The sequence below is a fragment of the Sporosarcina sp. FA15 genome (genome assembly GCF_051550195.1).
Taxonomy (GTDB): domain Bacteria; phylum Bacillota; class Bacilli; order Bacillales_A; family Planococcaceae; genus Sporosarcina; species Sporosarcina psychrophila.
This window is the reverse complement of the sequence record NZ_CP188818.1, coordinates 4,185,001-4,202,399: the sequence shown is the minus strand read 5'-3', so window position 1 is coordinate 4,202,399 and position 17,399 is coordinate 4,185,001. Positions and strand designations below refer to the sequence as shown.

The following is a 17,399-nucleotide window of genomic DNA, read 5'->3' as shown; positions in this document are numbered from 1 at the left end:
CTGAAATGTACAAGTCGTTGTTTTGTTGTTGCACCTTCAGATTAAGTCGTTTTCAACGCAAAGACAGCATATTTCCATTGAAAAGAGCTTTTTTGGGGGTGAATGGAGCTTATTTCAGGCCCAACATCACTTTCAATTCAGCCATTTTTGTTTTTGACAGTGGGATATTCGACTTTTTTTCATCATCTAGAATGAGACTGTAACTGTTCCGTGTCCATGTAATTACCTCGCGAACTTTTTGAAGGTTTACGATATAGGAACGATGGCAACGGAAAAATCCGAAATGCTGCAATCGTTCTTCAAGCTCATTCATCGTGAACATCGTTGGAAATGCTTCCCCGTTAATATGGAGTGAAGACTGTCCATCGTTACTTTCAATATAATCAATTTCAGGTGGATCAAAGAGAACAATTTTCTCATTTACCTTCGTAGGTATTTTTTCAAATCGGACTGGTTGTATTTCTGTTTTATCTATTTCAGCGCTCGCTTCCAAAATTGAAGGAATGTCCTCTTCAAGTTCCCTAGCTATTTGAATTTCATGCAAACCGTTTTCATCCAACTTAAAAACCTTATCCGCTAAATTGACTGCGCTCTCCATATTCCCCGTTAATATTAGTACACTTTTCCCTTTATCACGTAGCTCTTCCAGCATAATAATTAATACGCGCTGTGTTTCGATATCGATGTTTTGGTCGGGTTCTTCAAATATGAACTGCTCAGGATTTTGAATGAGGAGCTTCGCAAATTGGATCCGTCTTTGCTCCGAGTAAGATAATTTCTTTATCCTTACATTTCGCTTCTCTTCAAGGTGAACTTTTCGTAAAATCGTTGCAGTAGATATATCTGCGCTATAAAGTTTACGGTAAAAATTGATCTGTTCAGCAACCGTTAAACGCTCATATAGCCCTTCATTCAGAAATGAAAAACCGATGTCTGAAAGAGTCACCTTTGAAATCTCGACATCATTTATGTATATTTCGCCGTTTAAAATGGGTATCTCCTTTGTAAGCATCTGTAAAAGCGTGTTACGTACATTAAGACTGGAGTAAATTGCCGTTACTTGATTGCTACCACTATGTAAGTTAAATTCGGGAAAAATGAGTGAATCATTTAATCTTTTCTCCACGCCAGTAAATTGCAAACCCATTGTCTCTTCACCTTTCTGGAAAGCATCACCTTAAGTATAAATAATTTGGTAAATTTTGCAACTATATATTCAGCACTACTTATTTGGAATTAACTAAGTGCTATACTTCACCCGTATAACGAACAAATCTAGCGAAGAAGCGACACTAATGAAAGGCAGCCATTGCCGCGTCCTGCGGCAATGGCTGCACACCCGCATCCTGCAGGCGCCGGATCAATAAGACTGACAGTGTTCTTCTGGCGGGCTTATTGTGTAAGGCCATCACCAAGCGACTAAGCGATACAGGAAGAACATTCCATTCGTTAAGTGCTGACTATATACGTATTCTACCGATCCTCCTTTTCTTTATTATCGGATTGGATGTTTCGTAAACGTGAAAAGACCACTAACTCATTACTAAGTTAGTGGTCTTTTCATTTATTCAAACGTACGCCAGCCAATGTCCTGCCTGTAGAAGAATCCGTTCCATTCTAATTGAGACAAACCTTTATAAACCTCAACCTGCGCTTCTTTCAATGAATCTGCTTTCGCTGTAATGAGGAGTACACGTCCCCCATTACCAACAAACCCTTCGCCATTTGATTTTGTGCCTGCATGGAAGACTTCTAAGTCACGTGCTGACAAAACGTCAAGATCAGGTAATACCGCCCCTTTTACTACATCTCCTGGATATCTATCTGCCGCAATGACAACGCCTAACATCGCTTTGTCATCCCACTTCAAGTCATACGGTTTACCAGCCATAAGTGCAGCCATGAATTCACCAAAGTCAGACGCCATTCGTGGAAGGACGACCTGCGTTTCAGGATCGCCGAAACGAGCGTTGAACTCAATCACTTTCGGGCCCTTGTCAGTCAAAATGAGACCGGCATATAAAATACCAGTAAACGGAGTCCCTTCTGCAGCCATTGCTTCAACAGTCGGAACGACGACTTTATCGTATGCTTCTTTCACAACTGCGTCCGAAATTTGCGGAACGGGTGAATAAGCGCCCATACCACCCGTATTCGGTCCTCTATCACCGTCATAAGCACGCTTATGATCCTGCGCGACAACCATCGGGTAAATTTGACCGTCATGGACAAACGACATGTAAGAGAACTCTTCGCCGTCCAAAAACTCTTCGATAACAACACGTGATGAAGATTCGCCGAATTTCTGGTTGCCAATCATATCGTCGACTGCTTCAAGCGCATCCTCCAGCGTCATTGCAACGATAACACCTTTCCCAGCTGCAAGTCCGTCTGCTTTAACGACAATTGGGGCACCATTTTCTCGGATAAACGCTTTTGCTTCTTCTGCATCGGTAAATGTTCCATACGCAGCCGTTGGAATAGCATACTTTGTCATCAGCTCTTTAGCGAATGACTTACTTCCTTCGATCAACGCCGCCGCTTTCGTCGGACCGAACGCTGTTAATCCACGTTCAGTAAAGTAATCAACAATTCCTTCTCCAAGCGGTTGTTCAGGGCCGACAAATGTCAGGTCCACATGGTTCTCTTGTGCAAATGAAGCAAGTGCCTCAAAATCCAACGCATCGATTTGCACACATTCAGCATCATTTTTCATGCCATCATTGCCGGGTGCGACAAAAACTTTATTGACTGAAGGGGAGACATTGAACTGTCTGGCAATCGCATGCTCGCGGCCACCGCTCCCGATAACGAGTATATTCAATGCAATCTACTCCTTAATGTTTGAAATGACGTACGCCTGTAAATACCATCGTAATACCGTATTCATTAGCTTTCTTAATCGAATCTTCGTCTTTCACTGATCCGCCTGGTTGAATAATTGCCGTAATGCCCGCTTTCGCTGCGGCTTCGACTGTATCATCCATTGGGAAGAATGCATCAGATGCAAGCGCTGCACCTTTAGCGCGTTCGCCTGCTTGCGTTAGCGCGATATTCGCTGCTCCAACACGGTTCATCTGCCCCGCACCAACACCGAGTGTCATATTGTCATCAGTCACGACAATTGCGTTGGACTTCACATGTTTTACAACAGCCCAACCAAGTTTCATCGCTTCCCATTCAGCTTCAGTTGGCTGGCGGTCAGTCGCAACACGAATGTCTGCATCCGCAAATCCGTATGCATCCGGCTCTTGCATAAGCAATCCGCCTTCAACAGAAACTGTATTCCATTTGTCTTTTTTGTTTTGATCAAACGAAATTGTCATCAAGCGAATATTTTTCTTCTTCGTCAAGATTTCAACTGCTTCTTCTGTGAATGCAGGTGCGATGATAATTTCTAGGAAGATACCCGATAACTTTTCAGCAGTTGCAGCATCAACTTCACGGTTCAATGCAATTATACCGCCAAAGATAGACGTCGAGTCTGCTTCATATGCTTTATTGAACGCTTCGAAAATTGTTTTGCCTGTTCCAACACCACATGGATTCATATGTTTTACCGCCACAGCTGCTGCTTTATCAAATTCTTTAATGATTTGGATAGCCGCATTGGCATCTTGGATATTGTTATACGAAAGTTCTTTGCCATGTAATTGTTTCGCGTACGCAATTGAGAAATCAGAACCAAGTGGACGGCTGTAGAAAGCTGCTTTTTGGTGTGGATTTTCTCCATAACGAAGCGGTTGTTTTAGTTCATATGTATACGTAACCTGCTCAGGGAATTCTTCGCCTGTAAGGTCAGTCAAGAAACCGGCAATAAGTGCATCGTATGCCGCTGTATGACGGAAAACTTTTGCTGCAAGACGTCTGCGCGTTTCAAGTGTCGTTTTGCCATCTGCTTTGATCTCGGTAAGCACTTGATCGTAATCTGTTGCATCTACGATAACTGTGACGTATGCATGGTTTTTCGCTGAAGCACGAAGCATCGCTGGTCCACCAATATCGATATTTTCAATTGCATCATCATTGGTTACGTCCGGCTTTGAAATCGTTTCTTTAAACGGATACAAGTTAACACAAACAACATCAATCGGCTGGATGCCATGCTCTTCCATTTGTAAGATATGAGAGGGATTGTCTTGTTTCGCAAGAAGTCCTCCGTGAATCATTGGGTTGAGCGTTTTAACGCGGCCTTCCATAATTTCAGGGAATCCGGTTACTGCATCGACTGCTGTTACTGCGACGCCATTGTCTGCAAGATGTTTCATTGTACCGCCTGTTGATAACAGTTCATAACCGAGACTTTCCAATTCTTTTGCAAATTCCAAAATACCGTTTTTGTCTGACACGCTAAGCAATGCACGTTTTTTCACGAATAAAACCCTCCAATTAGTATGTTAGGATAGCAGTCTAAAATCGCGACTTCCTGTCGCAACGACTGCATGACCTGCTTTCTGCCGGCCCAAGCCTTGATCATTACCGGCTAAAAAGTTCGTTTAACGTATCTTTATATAAACCGTGTTCAACAGCATGAATCGCTTCGGCTGTTTTATCTTCATCTCCACTGACAACATCGACTGCACACTGTGCAAGAATTTGTCCTGTATCCATTCCTTCATCCACAAGATGAACGGTAACACCCGTTACCTTCACGCCATGCGCAACCGCTTGTCCAATCGCATCTTTTCCAGGAAACGAAGGCAGTAGTGAAGGATGAATATTGACTATGCGAGAAGGATAAGCCATCAATAGGACCGGCCCAACAAGACGCATATAACCTGCAAGAACTAGCCATTCCGCCCCGGATTCTCGAAGTGCATGAAGAATTGCTTCTTCGTACGCATCTTTCGTTTCGAAATCTTTTGGACGTATTGCTGCAACTGGAATACTCACTTTGTCAGCACGTTCAACAACAAATGCTTCCGGCTTATTTGTCACCATCAGGACGATTTCAGCATTCAATTCACCTGCGCTACATGCTTGTTCAATTGCTGCAAAATTACTGCCGCTTCCGGATGCGAAAACGGCAATCTTCACTTTTCGATTCATTCGGCAAGACTTCCGTCATGTGTCCCTGTAAATGTGACGCCATCGCCTTCAATTACACGTCCAATAATGAATGCTTCTTCCCCGTGCTCAGCTGCAATTTTAAGGGCAGCATTCGCTTGTTCTTCAGGAAGCGCAACTACAAAACCGATACCCATATTAAATACGCTGTATAGATCTTTATCCAACAGTTCGCCTTTTTCTTTCAGCATTTTGAATACTGGAAGTACTGGCCATGAACCAAGGTCAATTTCCGCTCCGAATCCATCTACCAACATACGCGGTAAGTTTTCGTAGAAGCCGCCGCCCGTAATATGGCCCATTGAATGGACGTCGAGTTCGTTATGCATTTGAAGAACAGGTTTCGCATAAATTTTCGTCGGTGTAAGAAGTGCGTTTCCAACTGTTCCAAGATCTTCGTATCCAGCAATCAAACCGTCAATTTCACAGCCCTGATCTTCAATTACAATTTTACGGACGAGTGAATAACCGTTCGAATGAATACCGCTTGAAGCGATACCGACAAGAACGTCTCCAGCAACAACTTTTTCACCCGTGACAACTTTACTCTTTTCACATGCTCCAACTGCAAATCCTGCAAGGTCATACTCATCGACTTCGTAAAGTCCTGGCATCTCAGCCGTTTCTCCACCAATTAATGCTGCACCAGATTGAACACAACCATCTGCGATTCCTTTAACAATCGCTTCTATCTTTTCAGGAACGGCTTTGCCAAGTGCGATGTAATCAAGGAAGTAAAGAGGTTCTGCGCCCTGCGCCACAATATCGTTAACACACATAGCGACACAGTCAATACCAATCGTGTCATGCTTATCTGCCATGAACGCCAGTTTCAACTTTGTTCCAACACCGTCTGTACCGGAAATAAGTACCGGTTCTTTGTAGTTAAGTGCGGATAGATCGAACATGCCACCAAAACCGCCGAACGTTCCTGTAACACCTTTACGCGCAGTTCGCGCAACATGTGACTTCATCCGTTCAACTGACTCGTAACCAGCTTCGATATTTACACCTGCGTTTTCATAAGCCTTCGACATGTAAAAGTCCCCCTATCAAACAATTTCTTTCTTATGTGGCAACACTGTATCTGAATAGATTTCTGTAGGATATTCTCCTGTAAAGCATGCAAGGCATTGTCCACAGTTCTTTGTTTTATCGGGACGTCCAATGGCTTCGACCATTCCCTCAGCAGACAGGAATGTCAGTGAATCTGCACCGATAAGCTCTCGGATTTCATCAACCGTCCTATTTGTTGCTATCAATTCTGAATCCGTACTGATATCTACACCATAAAAACACGGACTGACAAGCGGTGGAGACGCAATCACAACGTGAACTTCCGTCGCACCGGCTTCTTTCAACAGATTGACAATCCTTTTAGACGTGGTGCCGCGCACAATCGAATCATCCACCATGACGACTCTTTTACCGTTCACAACTTGACGCACTGGTGAAAGTTTCATCTTCACGCCTCTTTCACGCATCTCCTGTGTTGGTTGAATGAACGTTCGCCCGACATAACGACTTTTGATCAGCCCTAACTCATATGGAATTCCACTTTCCTCAGAAAACCCAATAGCCGCTGAAATACTTGAATCCGGTACACCTGTGACGACGTCTGCTTCGATATGCACTTCACGTGCAAGTCGTTTACCGCAACGCTTCCGTGCTGAATGAATATTAATACCATCAATATCCGAATCAGGGCGTGCGAAATAGACATATTCCATCGAGCACATAGCCGAGTCCGCAGCTTTCGCAAAACGGTCCGACTGAAGACCTTTATCATTAATAATGATGAGTTCTCCCGGCTCTACCGAACGAACCCATTCTGCACCAATAAGATCGAACGCACATGTCTCAGATGCTACGACCCAAGCATCTCCCAGTTTCCCAAGGGATAATGGACGCAAACCATTCGGATCCTGCGCAACCATTAATCCGTCATCCGTCAAGATGACAAACGCAAAAGCACCTTTTAACATCGACAATGCTTTTTTTACACGATCACGCTGTGTTAAAGAACCGCTACTTTTCTTAATTAAATGCGCTAGCACTTCTGTATCAGAATTCGTTTGAAAAATACTACCTTGACGTTCAAGATGCTCGCGTAGTTCGACCGCATTCACAATGTTGCCATTGTGAGCGACCGAAAGACTTCCAGTTGTTGAACGGAAAACGAGCGGCTGAACATTTTCGATTCCGCGACCGTTCTCTGTAGAATAACGCACTTGCCCAATTGCTGAATTTCCTTTTAAATCATTGATCTCATTACCAGAAAACACTTCATTGACAAGACCTTCGCCTTTAATCACATGAAACTTTTTGCCTTCCTTCGTAACGATACCGGCTCCTTCTTGTCCCCGGTGTTGTAACGCGTGCAGACCATAATAACTGATCTGCGCCGCGTCTTCATGACCCCAAATGCCAAACACACCGCACTCTTCGTTTAAGCCTCTGAGTTCAGCAAGCATTGGATAGCCCCTTTCCAAGCAGAACGGAGTTCATCCACCGTCCCGTCGATTAACGTACCGTCTTCACCGTTAATAACGATACGGTTACTATCCGTAACTACACCGATCTTAATCGCATCTGCTACAGCTTTTTCGAAATCTGACGCTTTTTCTTCTTTTACAGTCACAAGGAAACGTGATTGCGTTTCACTGAATAATGCTGTTACTGCAGATCCTGAAACTGTAACGCCTGCTCCAAGACCTTCCGTACCGAATGCTTTTTCACAAAGCGCTACTGCAAATCCGCCTTCTGATAAATCTGTTGCTGATTGAACAAGTCCCGCTTGGATCGCTGTCAAAAGTTCTTTCTGGCGTGCTGCTTCAACTTCAAGGTCAATTGCCGGAGCTTGGCCGAAAATTTTCCCTTCCGTCATTTGTTGCAATTCACTACCGCCGAAATCAAGTGATGCTTCACCGATGACATAAATGACATCGCCTGCATTTTTGAATTCAGTAGTCGTTACTTGTGATAAATCATGAACAAGGCCGACCATACCAATCGTTGGTGTCGGATAGATTGGAACACCATTCACTTCATTAGATAAGGAAACGTTCCCGCTTATTACAGGAGCATTCAACTTGCGGCATGCATCAGAAATTCCGTCAGCTGATTTCTCAAGCTGCCAAAATACTTCCGGCTTGTCCGCACTACCAAAGTTTAAGCAATCTGTAATTGCAATTGGTTCCGCGCCTGAACAAATGAGATTACGTGCTGCTTCAGCAACGGCAATTTTCCCGCCTGTTTCTGGGTCAAGATAGACGAAACGTGAGTTACAATCGGATGTCATCGCAAGTCCTTTATTCGTTCCAGTGACACGAATGACACCCGCAGATGAACCTGGTGCAACGACCGTATTTGACCTAGCTTGTGTATCGAACTGATTATAGACCCATTCTTTCGATGCAATCGTTGGACGTTGCAAGAGGTCTTTAAGTGTTTCATTCAAATCTGTCACGACAGGTTCTGTCATTTCCATCGCTTGGAATTCTCTGAAATAAGCAGGTTCCTCGGATTTCTTATGGTAAACCGGTGCGTCTTCAGCAAGTGCATCAGCTGATACTTCAGCGACAACTTCACCTTTATGAAGCAGGCGCAGCATTTTATCATCTGTTACTTTACCAATCGTTACCGCTTCGACATTATATTTCGCAAATAAATCCGTTACTTCCTGTTCACGGCCTTTTTTCACGACGATTAGCATACGTTCTTGAGATTCTGACAACATCATTTCATATGCTGTCATTCCTTCTTCACGTTGTGGTACTAGGTCAAGGTTTAACTCAACACCATACCCTGCTTTTGATGCCATTTCAGCCGCAGAAGAAGTAAGTCCTGCTGCCCCCATATCTTGAATCCCAATTAACGCATCTGATTTTACAAGCTCAAGGCATGCTTCCATCACAAGTTTTTCAAGGAACGGGTCACCAGCTTGCATCACTGGAAGTTCTCCATCTTTTACTTCGGATGAAGACATCGTCGCACCGTGAATCCCGTCACGTCCTGTTGTAGCACCGGCATACATCACACTATTACCGATACCGGAAGCGATCCCTTTTTGAATGTCTTCATGATTTAACAAACCAACAGCCATCGCATTGACGAGTGGACGTTTAGAATAACAATTATCGAACTGAACTTCGCCAGCAATAGTAGGTATACCAATCGCATTTCCGTAACTTGCAATCCCTGCAACCGCTTCTTCGAATAAATAACGGTCACGTTCGTCTGTTAGATCGCCGAAACGAAGTGAGTTTACAAGTGCTACAGGGCGGGCGCCCATTGAAAATACGTCACGCAGAACCCCACCAGCACCAGTTGCTGCCCCGATGAACGGTTCAATCGCAGAAGGAGAGTTATGGGATTCCATTTTGAAAACAGCTGCTTGATTGTCGCCAATGTCGACGATTCCTGCTCCTTCTCCTGGTCCTTGAAGAACACGTGGCCCATCAGTTGGGAATTTACGCAGTACTGGTTTCGAGCTCTTATATGAGCAGTGTTCAGACCACAATGCAGAGAATAAACCCGTTTCCGTATAGTTTGGAAGGCGTCCTAACATCTCTGTTGCACGTTCGAATTCCTCATCTGTCATTCCCATTTGGCGGTATAATTGTTCATCTTTAATTTGTTGTGCGTTCGGTTCATGCTTGGCTGACATTATTTTCACTCCACCTTTTCAAGATTGAATTGAATAGAGGCAATCCATCTGTTCCTCCGATGATTTCCTCAACTGCACGTTCAGGAAGGGGCATCATACCGAGCACATTGCCTTTTTCGTTTAAAACACCCGCGATGTCCGCTGTGCTGCCATCTGCATTACCGTCCGCATATGTAAATACGATACGGTTAGTACTTTTCAATTCTGCTACTGTTTTTTCATCAACATAATAGTTGCCGAATTCATGAGCAAACGGAATTGTGATTTCTTGCCCGTTGTCGTAATCTGCCGTAAATATAGAATCTGTATTCAAGACAGTCAAGTTCGTTTTGCCAGACCTGAATTTCAGTCCTTTATTGCGCAAGAAAGCGCCTGGTAAAAGGCCTGCTTCAGCGAGAATTTGGAACCCGTTACCCACACCAAGAACAGGTTTCCCTGTTGCAGCAAATGCTTTCAAGCTCTCGATTGCTGGTGAGCTTTGCGCTAGTGCACCCGCACGCAGATAATCCCCGTACGATGCTCCACTCGGAATAAGTACTGCGTCATAACCGTCAAGATTCGCTTCTGTATGCCAGATGTATTCTGCTTTATTGCCCAGAACGGTATTTACCGCATGATACATGTCGATGTCGCAACCCGATCCTGGGAAAACAAGTATAGCGAACTTCATTTGCCCGCGACCTCCCCGATTTCATATCGGTAGTCCTCAATAACTTTATTGACTAAAAGCTTTTCGCACATTTCTTTGACACGTGCATCGATATTTGTAACTGATTCGTCTAATTCTAGCTCAATCAATTTCCCAATGCGTACGTTTTCGACCTCTTTATAACCCATCGTTTGAAGCGCTTCTTTAGTTGCTACCCCTTGTGGATCAACAACACTTTCACGGAGTGTTACGTATACGTTTACTTTCGTCATGTCTTTTTTCCTCCCAAATGGAATTAGATTAAGTTTCTTTTTGAAACTTTGAAATGTTGAAAAGCTGCCGTCAATTATTCAGTCAAGACGGAGCTGCTTGAAATTCGTATAACACTTATTTTGTTCTAACCGTACAGCGTCCATTTCTGGACTGGGGTATCGCTTTATCATAAGTATCCCCCTCTATTCAGACCAAATTCCCGTTGAATTAATGTCTTCCAATGTCGTTTCAATGTTGTCCGTCATGATTGTGACATGTCCCATTTTTCGCTTTAATTTCGCTTCGGCTTTGCCATATAGATGGATTGACCAATCTGGATAATCCGTAACAATCTTCGTCAGTGGTGCTACATGTTCGCCGAGCACATTCACCATAATCGAAGATTGCCATAATATCGGCTTGCGAAGTGGCCAGCCACAAATAGCACGGATATGCTGATGGAACTGCGAAATGTTACACGCCTCAATTGAATAATGACCCGAGTTATGTGGACGTGGTGCTAATTCATTAATAATAATTTCATCATTTTCTAAGACGAACATTTCAACCGCCAATGTTCCGACAAGATTGAGATGATCTGCGATTTTCTTCGCTGCATCTTCGGCTTGGGCTAAGACTTTTTCATTGACCCGTGCTGGAACGATTGATTCATGCAGTATATGGTGTTTATGAATATTTTCAGCAACTGGAAGACAGTAAGATTGTCCTTTATCATTCCGTTGAATGATCACTGATATTTCTTTTGTAAACGGAACGAACGCTTCTGCAATACATGCCGAATGAACAAAGAGTGATTCCGCTTCGTGAAGATCACTTTCAGAGTCGATTTTCACTTGCCCTTTGCCGTCATAACCACCGAATGCAGTCTTGACGATACAAGGGTAGCCGACTTCTCCAATTTTCAATGTTAGCTCTTCAAACGTCTGTGCCGCTACATAGTTTGCAACAGGTGCACCCGATGCTGTAATTTCTGCTTTTTCATTGATACGATTCTGTGTGATCCGGACAAGTTCTGCGCCCTGCGGTACGTGTGCGATTTGAGTGAGCCTTTTCAATCCCTCATAATCAATGTTTTCGAATTCATATGTGATGACGTCACTCACTTCACCTAGTTCCTCGAGTGCAATCTCATCGTTGTAAGGTGCAACAATCCGTATATCAGCAATTTGACCACACGGTGAATCCATAACAGGATCTAGCACCGCGATTTTGAATCCCGCTTCCTTCGCGGCAAGCCCCATCATCCGACCAAGCTGTCCCCCACCAATGATCCCTATCGTTTGTCCAGGTAAAATTGTTTTCATAGTAAGTCACCGCTACTTTCTAGTGCCGCATCACGCATGTTATTACGGCGCTCTTCAATACGTTTCATTAGAGCTTTGTCATGGACACCTAACATCTGTGCAGCAAGAAGACCTGCGTTCACAGCGCCTGCTTTCCCAATCGCCATAGTCGCCACTGGAACACCTCCAGGCATTTGAACAATGGATAATAAGGAATCCATTCCATTCAACGCTTTTGACTGAACAGGTATGCCAATAACGGGTAGCAATGTTTTTGCTGCAACCATCCCTGGAAGGTGTGCAGCTCCCCCAGCTCCTGCAATAATGACTTCTAAACCTTTATCTTGCGCTTGTTCTGCATATTCAAACATGAAATCAGGTGTACGGTGTGCTGAGACGACTTTCTTCTCGTAAGGGACTTCTAGTTCGTCCAAAATGTCACACGTATGTTTCATTGTTTCCCAATCACTTTTACTTCCCATAATGACACCGATTTTCGGTTCCACTTATAATCCGCTCCTTTTAAGAAAAGCGTTAGGTGCCGCTACAAATGAATGTTGCATAAGTTTGCCACATTTTGTGGCAACAGGCCGTCTTATGACCCGAGCGTCTGGCACCTGAAGCCTAGCCAACATTTCCTAAACTAAAAAGTCCTCGAACAAACCACTCTTCATATGCATGAAAAGCAGATCATTCGAGGACGTTGAAATATGCGTTAAGATGATTGCACCCATAGGTACCCACACACCTTTCGCTACAATTCCTGAAAGTCGCTTTCCCGCATAGTCCGGACATTACGGTGTCCTGGTAGAAACACTGCGGCCAATTCCACAGCATATATGGGGATTCTATTTACTCTCTATATTTTAACAAGACCGCGAGCATTCGTCAATAGAAAAGGCGAACAATTACATATCGCTATCCCATAACGTTCGCCTTTTAGGCATTTTCATCTTCTCTTAGTACACCTTTGAACTTGATAACTTGCCGTACTGGAATAAATTCTCCATTCACCTCAGTAAACAGCGGCTCTTCCTTTCGTCCCGCAACTGCATAACCTTCTGCAGCCATTCGCTTTAAACAATCCTCAATAGTCTCTTCTGTTTCCACGTCAAACCATATAGTCTTCTTTTTACTCACTTGAACAACTTCCCTTTCCTCACACTCTTAACCCAGAAACCGCCATGTATCATTTTCGCCTCGTATGCAATAATAAATGCTTTTGGGTCTATTTCTTTAATAGTAACGTAAAGTTTCAATTCATATTTACGCGGGGTAAGAATCTGCATAGCAGACCGATCCCCATCAAGACCATTCGCTGACCAATCTGTGACTCCGTAACCTTTTTCCCGCAGTATACTCGGTAATTTCAAGTTCTTCTCTGACGTAATTACATTTACTGTAATATAGCCAAGTGCCATCTTCTCTTCAATCTTCGACCCAATAATAACTCCACAACCATAACCGATTGCATAGGCTACTAAGTTCTGTATTTCATTCAGGTTATCAAGCACTAAACCAAGGCCGATGACATAGATAACGATTTCTACTACACTAAGTCCGGCAGCGATGTATCTATAGCCTTTTAACGTTAGAATCATGCGCACTGTAAAAAATGTAACATACACGATATTAATCGCGAATATAATGAGCACCATTTGCAAAATAACCACCCCTTTCAATATTGCTTGACCCTTATCGTATCGCTGTTAGGCTATGATTTCAAGCTATTAAGAATAGACGGACAAGTAGCTCGAATCCGAAGATGAATTTAGGTATTCTAATCGCCACTTCCATAATCTAACACCAATTCTTATGTCGCTAATTGTTCAATCATAATGGCTAAAATTATAGGCGAGCGAGCGTATCAGGAGCACGACCGATCATATCAATACCTAAACAATCATAACCGCTGCACGACCGATCATATCAACACGTAAACAATCATAACCAATGCACGACCGATCATTTCAACACCTAAACAATCATAACCAATGCACGACCGATCATATCAACACGTAAACAATCATAACCAATGCACGACCGATCATTTCAACACCTAAACAATCATAACCACTGCACGACCGATCATATCAATACCTAAACAATCATAACCAATGCACAACCGATCATTTCAACACGTAAACCGATCATATATATAACACACTTACATTAAGACCTGTACATTTACGGAATTTCGTTATTATATAAATTGAAGTAAATAAACCCTTCAATATCGCATTTTGTATGCCCAACCCCATTAATCTAACTGCTTCACCTATCCTATAGTCATTTGGCTCCGTCTTTCCCAGTAAGAAGCTAGCGCTCTGTTTTCATAACATATTCAATAATTTAACTTAGATAGCATTTCTCCATAAGTACGAGATTTCATTATTTCCCGGACGACAAAAAGGCCATTACCTATTGGCAATGACCTTACTACCGGCGACGTCCTACTCCTCACAGGAAAGAGCTCCGAACCACCATCAGCATGCGAACTTATTATCCCTATGCCTAGTAATGTAGACACGGAAGGGGAAAGGCGACGTTTTTCTAATTGAGACCACCCTTTTTTCGAAAGACAAGAAATTATAAACTTTTTCACCTAGAGTAGTGTCTATACTCCAGCGCCTAGCTCCCGATCCTACACAACGGGGGGCATGCAGAGCTGTTGCGACATTGTGTTACCTGTGTCGCGCTGATCCTAAGCTGCCTTCCTCTATCGCTTGTCGTCCTTTTCGGCTCCACCAAGGCGCTTGAGTTTTTTATGTATACGATTATCCTTACTTTTTTTGTATAAGTACAAATTAACCTATGTAAGTTAAAATTAAGAATCCCTTTGAATTCCTTATTGCGCTAGGGATATCTCGCTCCCTAAGCCTAGTTAGTGCTCCATTACTCTCAGAGCTTCGGATGCCTCTTTAAATGCGCATTCTCTAGGTTCCTATAGTTACTCATTTATTTAATATATATATCTAAAAAAACTTCTAAAAATAAACACAAAAAAAGCCATTACCTATTGGCAATGACCTTGCGCCCGGCGGCGTCCTACTCTCGCAGGGGGAAACCCCCAACTACCATCGGCGCTGAAGAGCTTAACTTCCGTGTTCGGGATGGGAACGGGTGTGACCTCTTCGCAATCGTCACCAGACTCTTTGAGCTTGTTCGCTCAAAACTGAATAAAACAGACATTGTGCTACACGAATCAGGGTAATCAAGCCCTTTTCAAAATTGGTTAAGTCCTCGATCGATTAGTATCCGTCAGCTCCACACGTCGCCGTGCTTCCACCCCAGACCTATCAACCTCATCTTCTTTGAGGGATCTTACTTACTTGCGTAATGGGAAATCTCATCTCGAGGGGGGCTTCATGCTTAGATGCTTTCAGCATTTATCCCGTCCATACATAGCTACCCAGCGATGCCTTTGGCAAGACAACTGGTACACCAGAGGTATGTCCATCCCGGTCCTCTCGTACTAAGGACAGCTCCTCTCAAATTTCCTGCGCCCGCGACGGATAGGGACCGAACTGTCTCACGACGTTCTGAACCCAGCTCGCGTACCGCTTTAATGGGCGAACAGCCCAACCCTTGGGACCGACTACAGCCCCAGGATGCGATGAGCCGACATCGAGGTGCCAAACCTCCCCGTCGATGTGGACTCTTGGGGGAGATAAGCCTGTTATCCCCGGGGTAGCTTTTATCCGTTGAGCGATGGCCCTTCCATGCGGAACCACCGGATCACTAAGCCCGTCTTTCGACCCTGCTCGACTTGTAGGTCTCGCAGTCAAGCTCCCTTATGCCTTTGCACTCTACGAATGATGTCCAACCATTCTGAGGGAACCTTTGGGCGCCTCCGTTACTCTTTAGGAGGCGACCGCCCCAGTCAAACTGCCCGCCTGACACTGTCTCCTGCCCCGATAAGGGGCATGGGTTAGAAGTCCAATACAGCCAGGGTAGTATCCCACCAACGCCTCATCCGAAGCTAGCGCTCCGGAATCCAAGGCTCCTACCTATCCTGTACAGGCTGCACCGGAATTCAATATCAGGTTACAGTAAAGCTCCACGGGGTCTTTCCGTCCTGTCGCGGGTAACCTGCATCTTCACAGGTATTATAATTTCACCGAGTCTCTCGTTGAGACAGTGCCCAGATCGTTACGCCTTTCGTGCGGGTCGGAACTTACCCGACAAGGAATTTCGCTACCTTAGGACCGTTATAGTTACGGCCGCCGTTTACTGGGGCTTCAATTCGAAGCTTCGCTTGCGCTGACCTCTCCTCTTAACCTTCCAGCACCGGGCAGGCGTCAGCCCCTATACTTCACCTTGCGGTTTTGCAGAGACCTGTGTTTTTGCTAAACAGTCGCCTGGGCCTATTCACTGCGGCTCTCTCGGGCTTTAACACCCTACCAGAGCACCCCTTCTCCCGAAGTTACGGGGTCATTTTGCCGAGTTCCTTAACGAGAGTTCTCTCGATCACCTTAGGATTCTCTCCTCGCCTACCTGTGTCGGTTTGCGGTACAGGCACCTCCCGCCTCGCTAGAGGCTTTTCTTGGCAGCGTGAAATCAGGGACTCAGGGATAAATCCCCTTGCTGTAACAGCTCAATGTTATAGGAACGGGATTTGCCTCATTCCACACCTCACTGCTTAGACGCGCATAACCAACAGCGCGCTCACCCTATCCTACTGCGTCACCCCATTGCTCAAACGGCGGGGAGGTGGTACAGGAATATCAACCTGTTGTCCATCGTCTACGCCTTTCGGCCTCAACTTAGGTCCTGACTAACCCTGAGCGGACGAGCCTTCCTCAGGAAACCTTGGGCATTCGGTGGAAGGGATTCTCACCCTTCTTTCGCTACTCATACCGGCATTCTCACTTCCAAGCGCTCCACCAGTCCTTACGGTCTAGCTTCGACGCCCTTGGAACGCTCTCCTACCACTGACATCTAAGATGTCAATCCACAGTTTCGGTGATTCGTTTAGCCCCGGTACATTTTCGGCGCAGCGCCACTCGACCAGTGAGCTATTACGCACTCTTTAAATGATGGCTGCTTCTAAGCCAACATCCTGGTTGTCTGGGCAACGCCACATCCTTTTCCACTTAACGAATACTTGGGGACCTTAACTGGTGGTCTGGGCTGTTTCCCTCTCGACTACGGATCTTATCACCCGCAGTCTGACTCCCAAACATAAATCATCGGCATTCGGAGTTTGTCTGAATTCGGTAACCCGGGATGGGCCCCTAGTCCAAACAGTGCTCTACCTCCGAGATTCTTAAGTTTGAGGCTAGCCCTAAAGCTATTTCGGAGAGAACCAGCTATCTCCAGGTTCGATTGGAATTTCACCGCTACCCACACCTCATCCCCGCACTTTTCAACGTACGTGGGTTCGGGCCTCCAGTAAGTGTTACCTTACCTTCACCCTGGACATGGGTAGATCACCTGGTTTCGGGTCTACGACCCC

13 protein-coding genes, 2 rRNA genes and 1 riboswitch (1 of these 16 running past the window's edge) are annotated in these 17,399 nt (G+C 44.7%); all 15 genes read right to left on the bottom strand.

Going from position 1 to position 17,399, the window contains the following annotated elements:
- Nucleotides 1-109: 109 nt before the first annotated feature.
- Nucleotides 110-1,147, bottom strand: a complete 1,038-nt coding sequence (locus ACP8HG_RS19965) for a LytTR family transcriptional regulator DNA-binding domain-containing protein (RefSeq protein WP_338653653.1) — start codon at nucleotides 1,145-1,147, stop codon at nucleotides 110-112.
- Nucleotides 1,148-1,564: 417 nt separating this feature from the next.
- Nucleotides 1,565-2,824, bottom strand: a complete 1,260-nt coding sequence (purD, locus tag ACP8HG_RS19960) for a phosphoribosylamine--glycine ligase (RefSeq protein WP_187046601.1) — start codon at nucleotides 2,822-2,824, stop codon at nucleotides 1,565-1,567.
- 13 nt (nucleotides 2,825-2,837) lie between these two features.
- Complete coding sequence (purH, locus tag ACP8HG_RS19955; protein ID WP_354314737.1) at nucleotides 2,838-4,373, bottom strand: bifunctional phosphoribosylaminoimidazolecarboxamide formyltransferase/IMP cyclohydrolase; 1,536 nt, start codon at nucleotides 4,371-4,373, stop codon at nucleotides 2,838-2,840.
- 103 nt (nucleotides 4,374-4,476) lie between these two features.
- A complete protein-coding gene (gene purN / locus ACP8HG_RS19950) occupies nucleotides 4,477-5,049 on the bottom strand; it encodes a phosphoribosylglycinamide formyltransferase (RefSeq protein ID WP_187046599.1) in 573 nt (190 codons plus the stop codon).
- Nucleotides 5,046-6,104, bottom strand: a complete 1,059-nt coding sequence (gene purM, locus ACP8HG_RS19945) for a phosphoribosylformylglycinamidine cyclo-ligase (protein WP_438297754.1) — start codon at nucleotides 6,102-6,104, stop codon at nucleotides 5,046-5,048. Before purM ends, purN begins: the two co-directional genes overlap by 4 nt.
- A 15-nt stretch (nucleotides 6,105-6,119) precedes the next feature.
- On the bottom strand, nucleotides 6,120-7,541 hold the full coding sequence (purF, locus tag ACP8HG_RS19940) for an amidophosphoribosyltransferase (protein WP_067205586.1): 1,422 nt from the start codon (nucleotides 7,539-7,541) through the stop codon (nucleotides 6,120-6,122).
- Entirely contained in the window at nucleotides 7,517-9,736 is a 2,220-nt protein-coding gene (gene purL / locus ACP8HG_RS19935) for a phosphoribosylformylglycinamidine synthase subunit PurL (protein ID WP_067205584.1), read from the bottom strand. Before purL ends, purF begins: the two co-directional genes overlap by 25 nt.
- Nucleotides 9,720-10,406: a phosphoribosylformylglycinamidine synthase subunit PurQ gene (gene purQ, locus ACP8HG_RS19930; RefSeq protein WP_067205581.1), complete on the bottom strand. Its 687-nt coding sequence runs from the start codon at nucleotides 10,404-10,406 to the stop codon at nucleotides 9,720-9,722. The genes purL and purQ overlap by 17 nt, the downstream gene beginning before the upstream one ends.
- Nucleotides 10,403-10,657, bottom strand: a complete 255-nt coding sequence (gene purS / locus ACP8HG_RS19925) for a phosphoribosylformylglycinamidine synthase subunit PurS (RefSeq protein ID WP_067205578.1) — start codon at nucleotides 10,655-10,657, stop codon at nucleotides 10,403-10,405. Before purS ends, purQ begins: the two co-directional genes overlap by 4 nt.
- 183 nt (nucleotides 10,658-10,840) lie before the next feature.
- Nucleotides 10,841-11,962, bottom strand: coding sequence for a 5-(carboxyamino)imidazole ribonucleotide synthase (purK, locus tag ACP8HG_RS19920; RefSeq protein ID WP_438297751.1), 1,122 nt, complete (start codon nucleotides 11,960-11,962; stop codon nucleotides 10,841-10,843).
- Nucleotides 11,959-12,447 carry a 5-(carboxyamino)imidazole ribonucleotide mutase gene (purE, locus tag ACP8HG_RS19915; protein ID WP_067205573.1) on the bottom strand — a complete coding sequence of 163 codons (489 nt, stop codon included), beginning with the start codon at nucleotides 12,445-12,447 and terminating at the stop codon, nucleotides 11,959-11,961. Before purE ends, purK begins: the two co-directional genes overlap by 4 nt.
- A gap of 257 nt (nucleotides 12,448-12,704) precedes the next feature.
- Nucleotides 12,705-12,804: riboswitch (purine riboswitch) on the bottom strand.
- Nucleotides 12,805-12,880: 76 nt separating this feature from the next.
- Complete coding sequence (locus ACP8HG_RS19910) at nucleotides 12,881-13,081, bottom strand: NETI motif-containing protein (protein ID WP_067205568.1); 201 nt, start codon at nucleotides 13,079-13,081, stop codon at nucleotides 12,881-12,883.
- Nucleotides 13,078-13,599: a DUF2179 domain-containing protein gene (locus tag ACP8HG_RS19905; RefSeq protein WP_156476136.1), complete on the bottom strand. Its 522-nt coding sequence runs from the start codon at nucleotides 13,597-13,599 to the stop codon at nucleotides 13,078-13,080. Before ACP8HG_RS19905 ends, ACP8HG_RS19910 begins: the two co-directional genes overlap by 4 nt.
- A 1,377-nt stretch (nucleotides 13,600-14,976) precedes the next feature.
- Nucleotides 14,977-15,092 (bottom strand): 5S ribosomal RNA (rrf, locus tag ACP8HG_RS19900).
- A gap of 80 nt (nucleotides 15,093-15,172) precedes the next feature.
- Nucleotides 15,173-17,399: ribosomal RNA gene (locus ACP8HG_RS19895) — 23S ribosomal RNA — on the bottom strand (it continues 705 nt past the right edge of the window).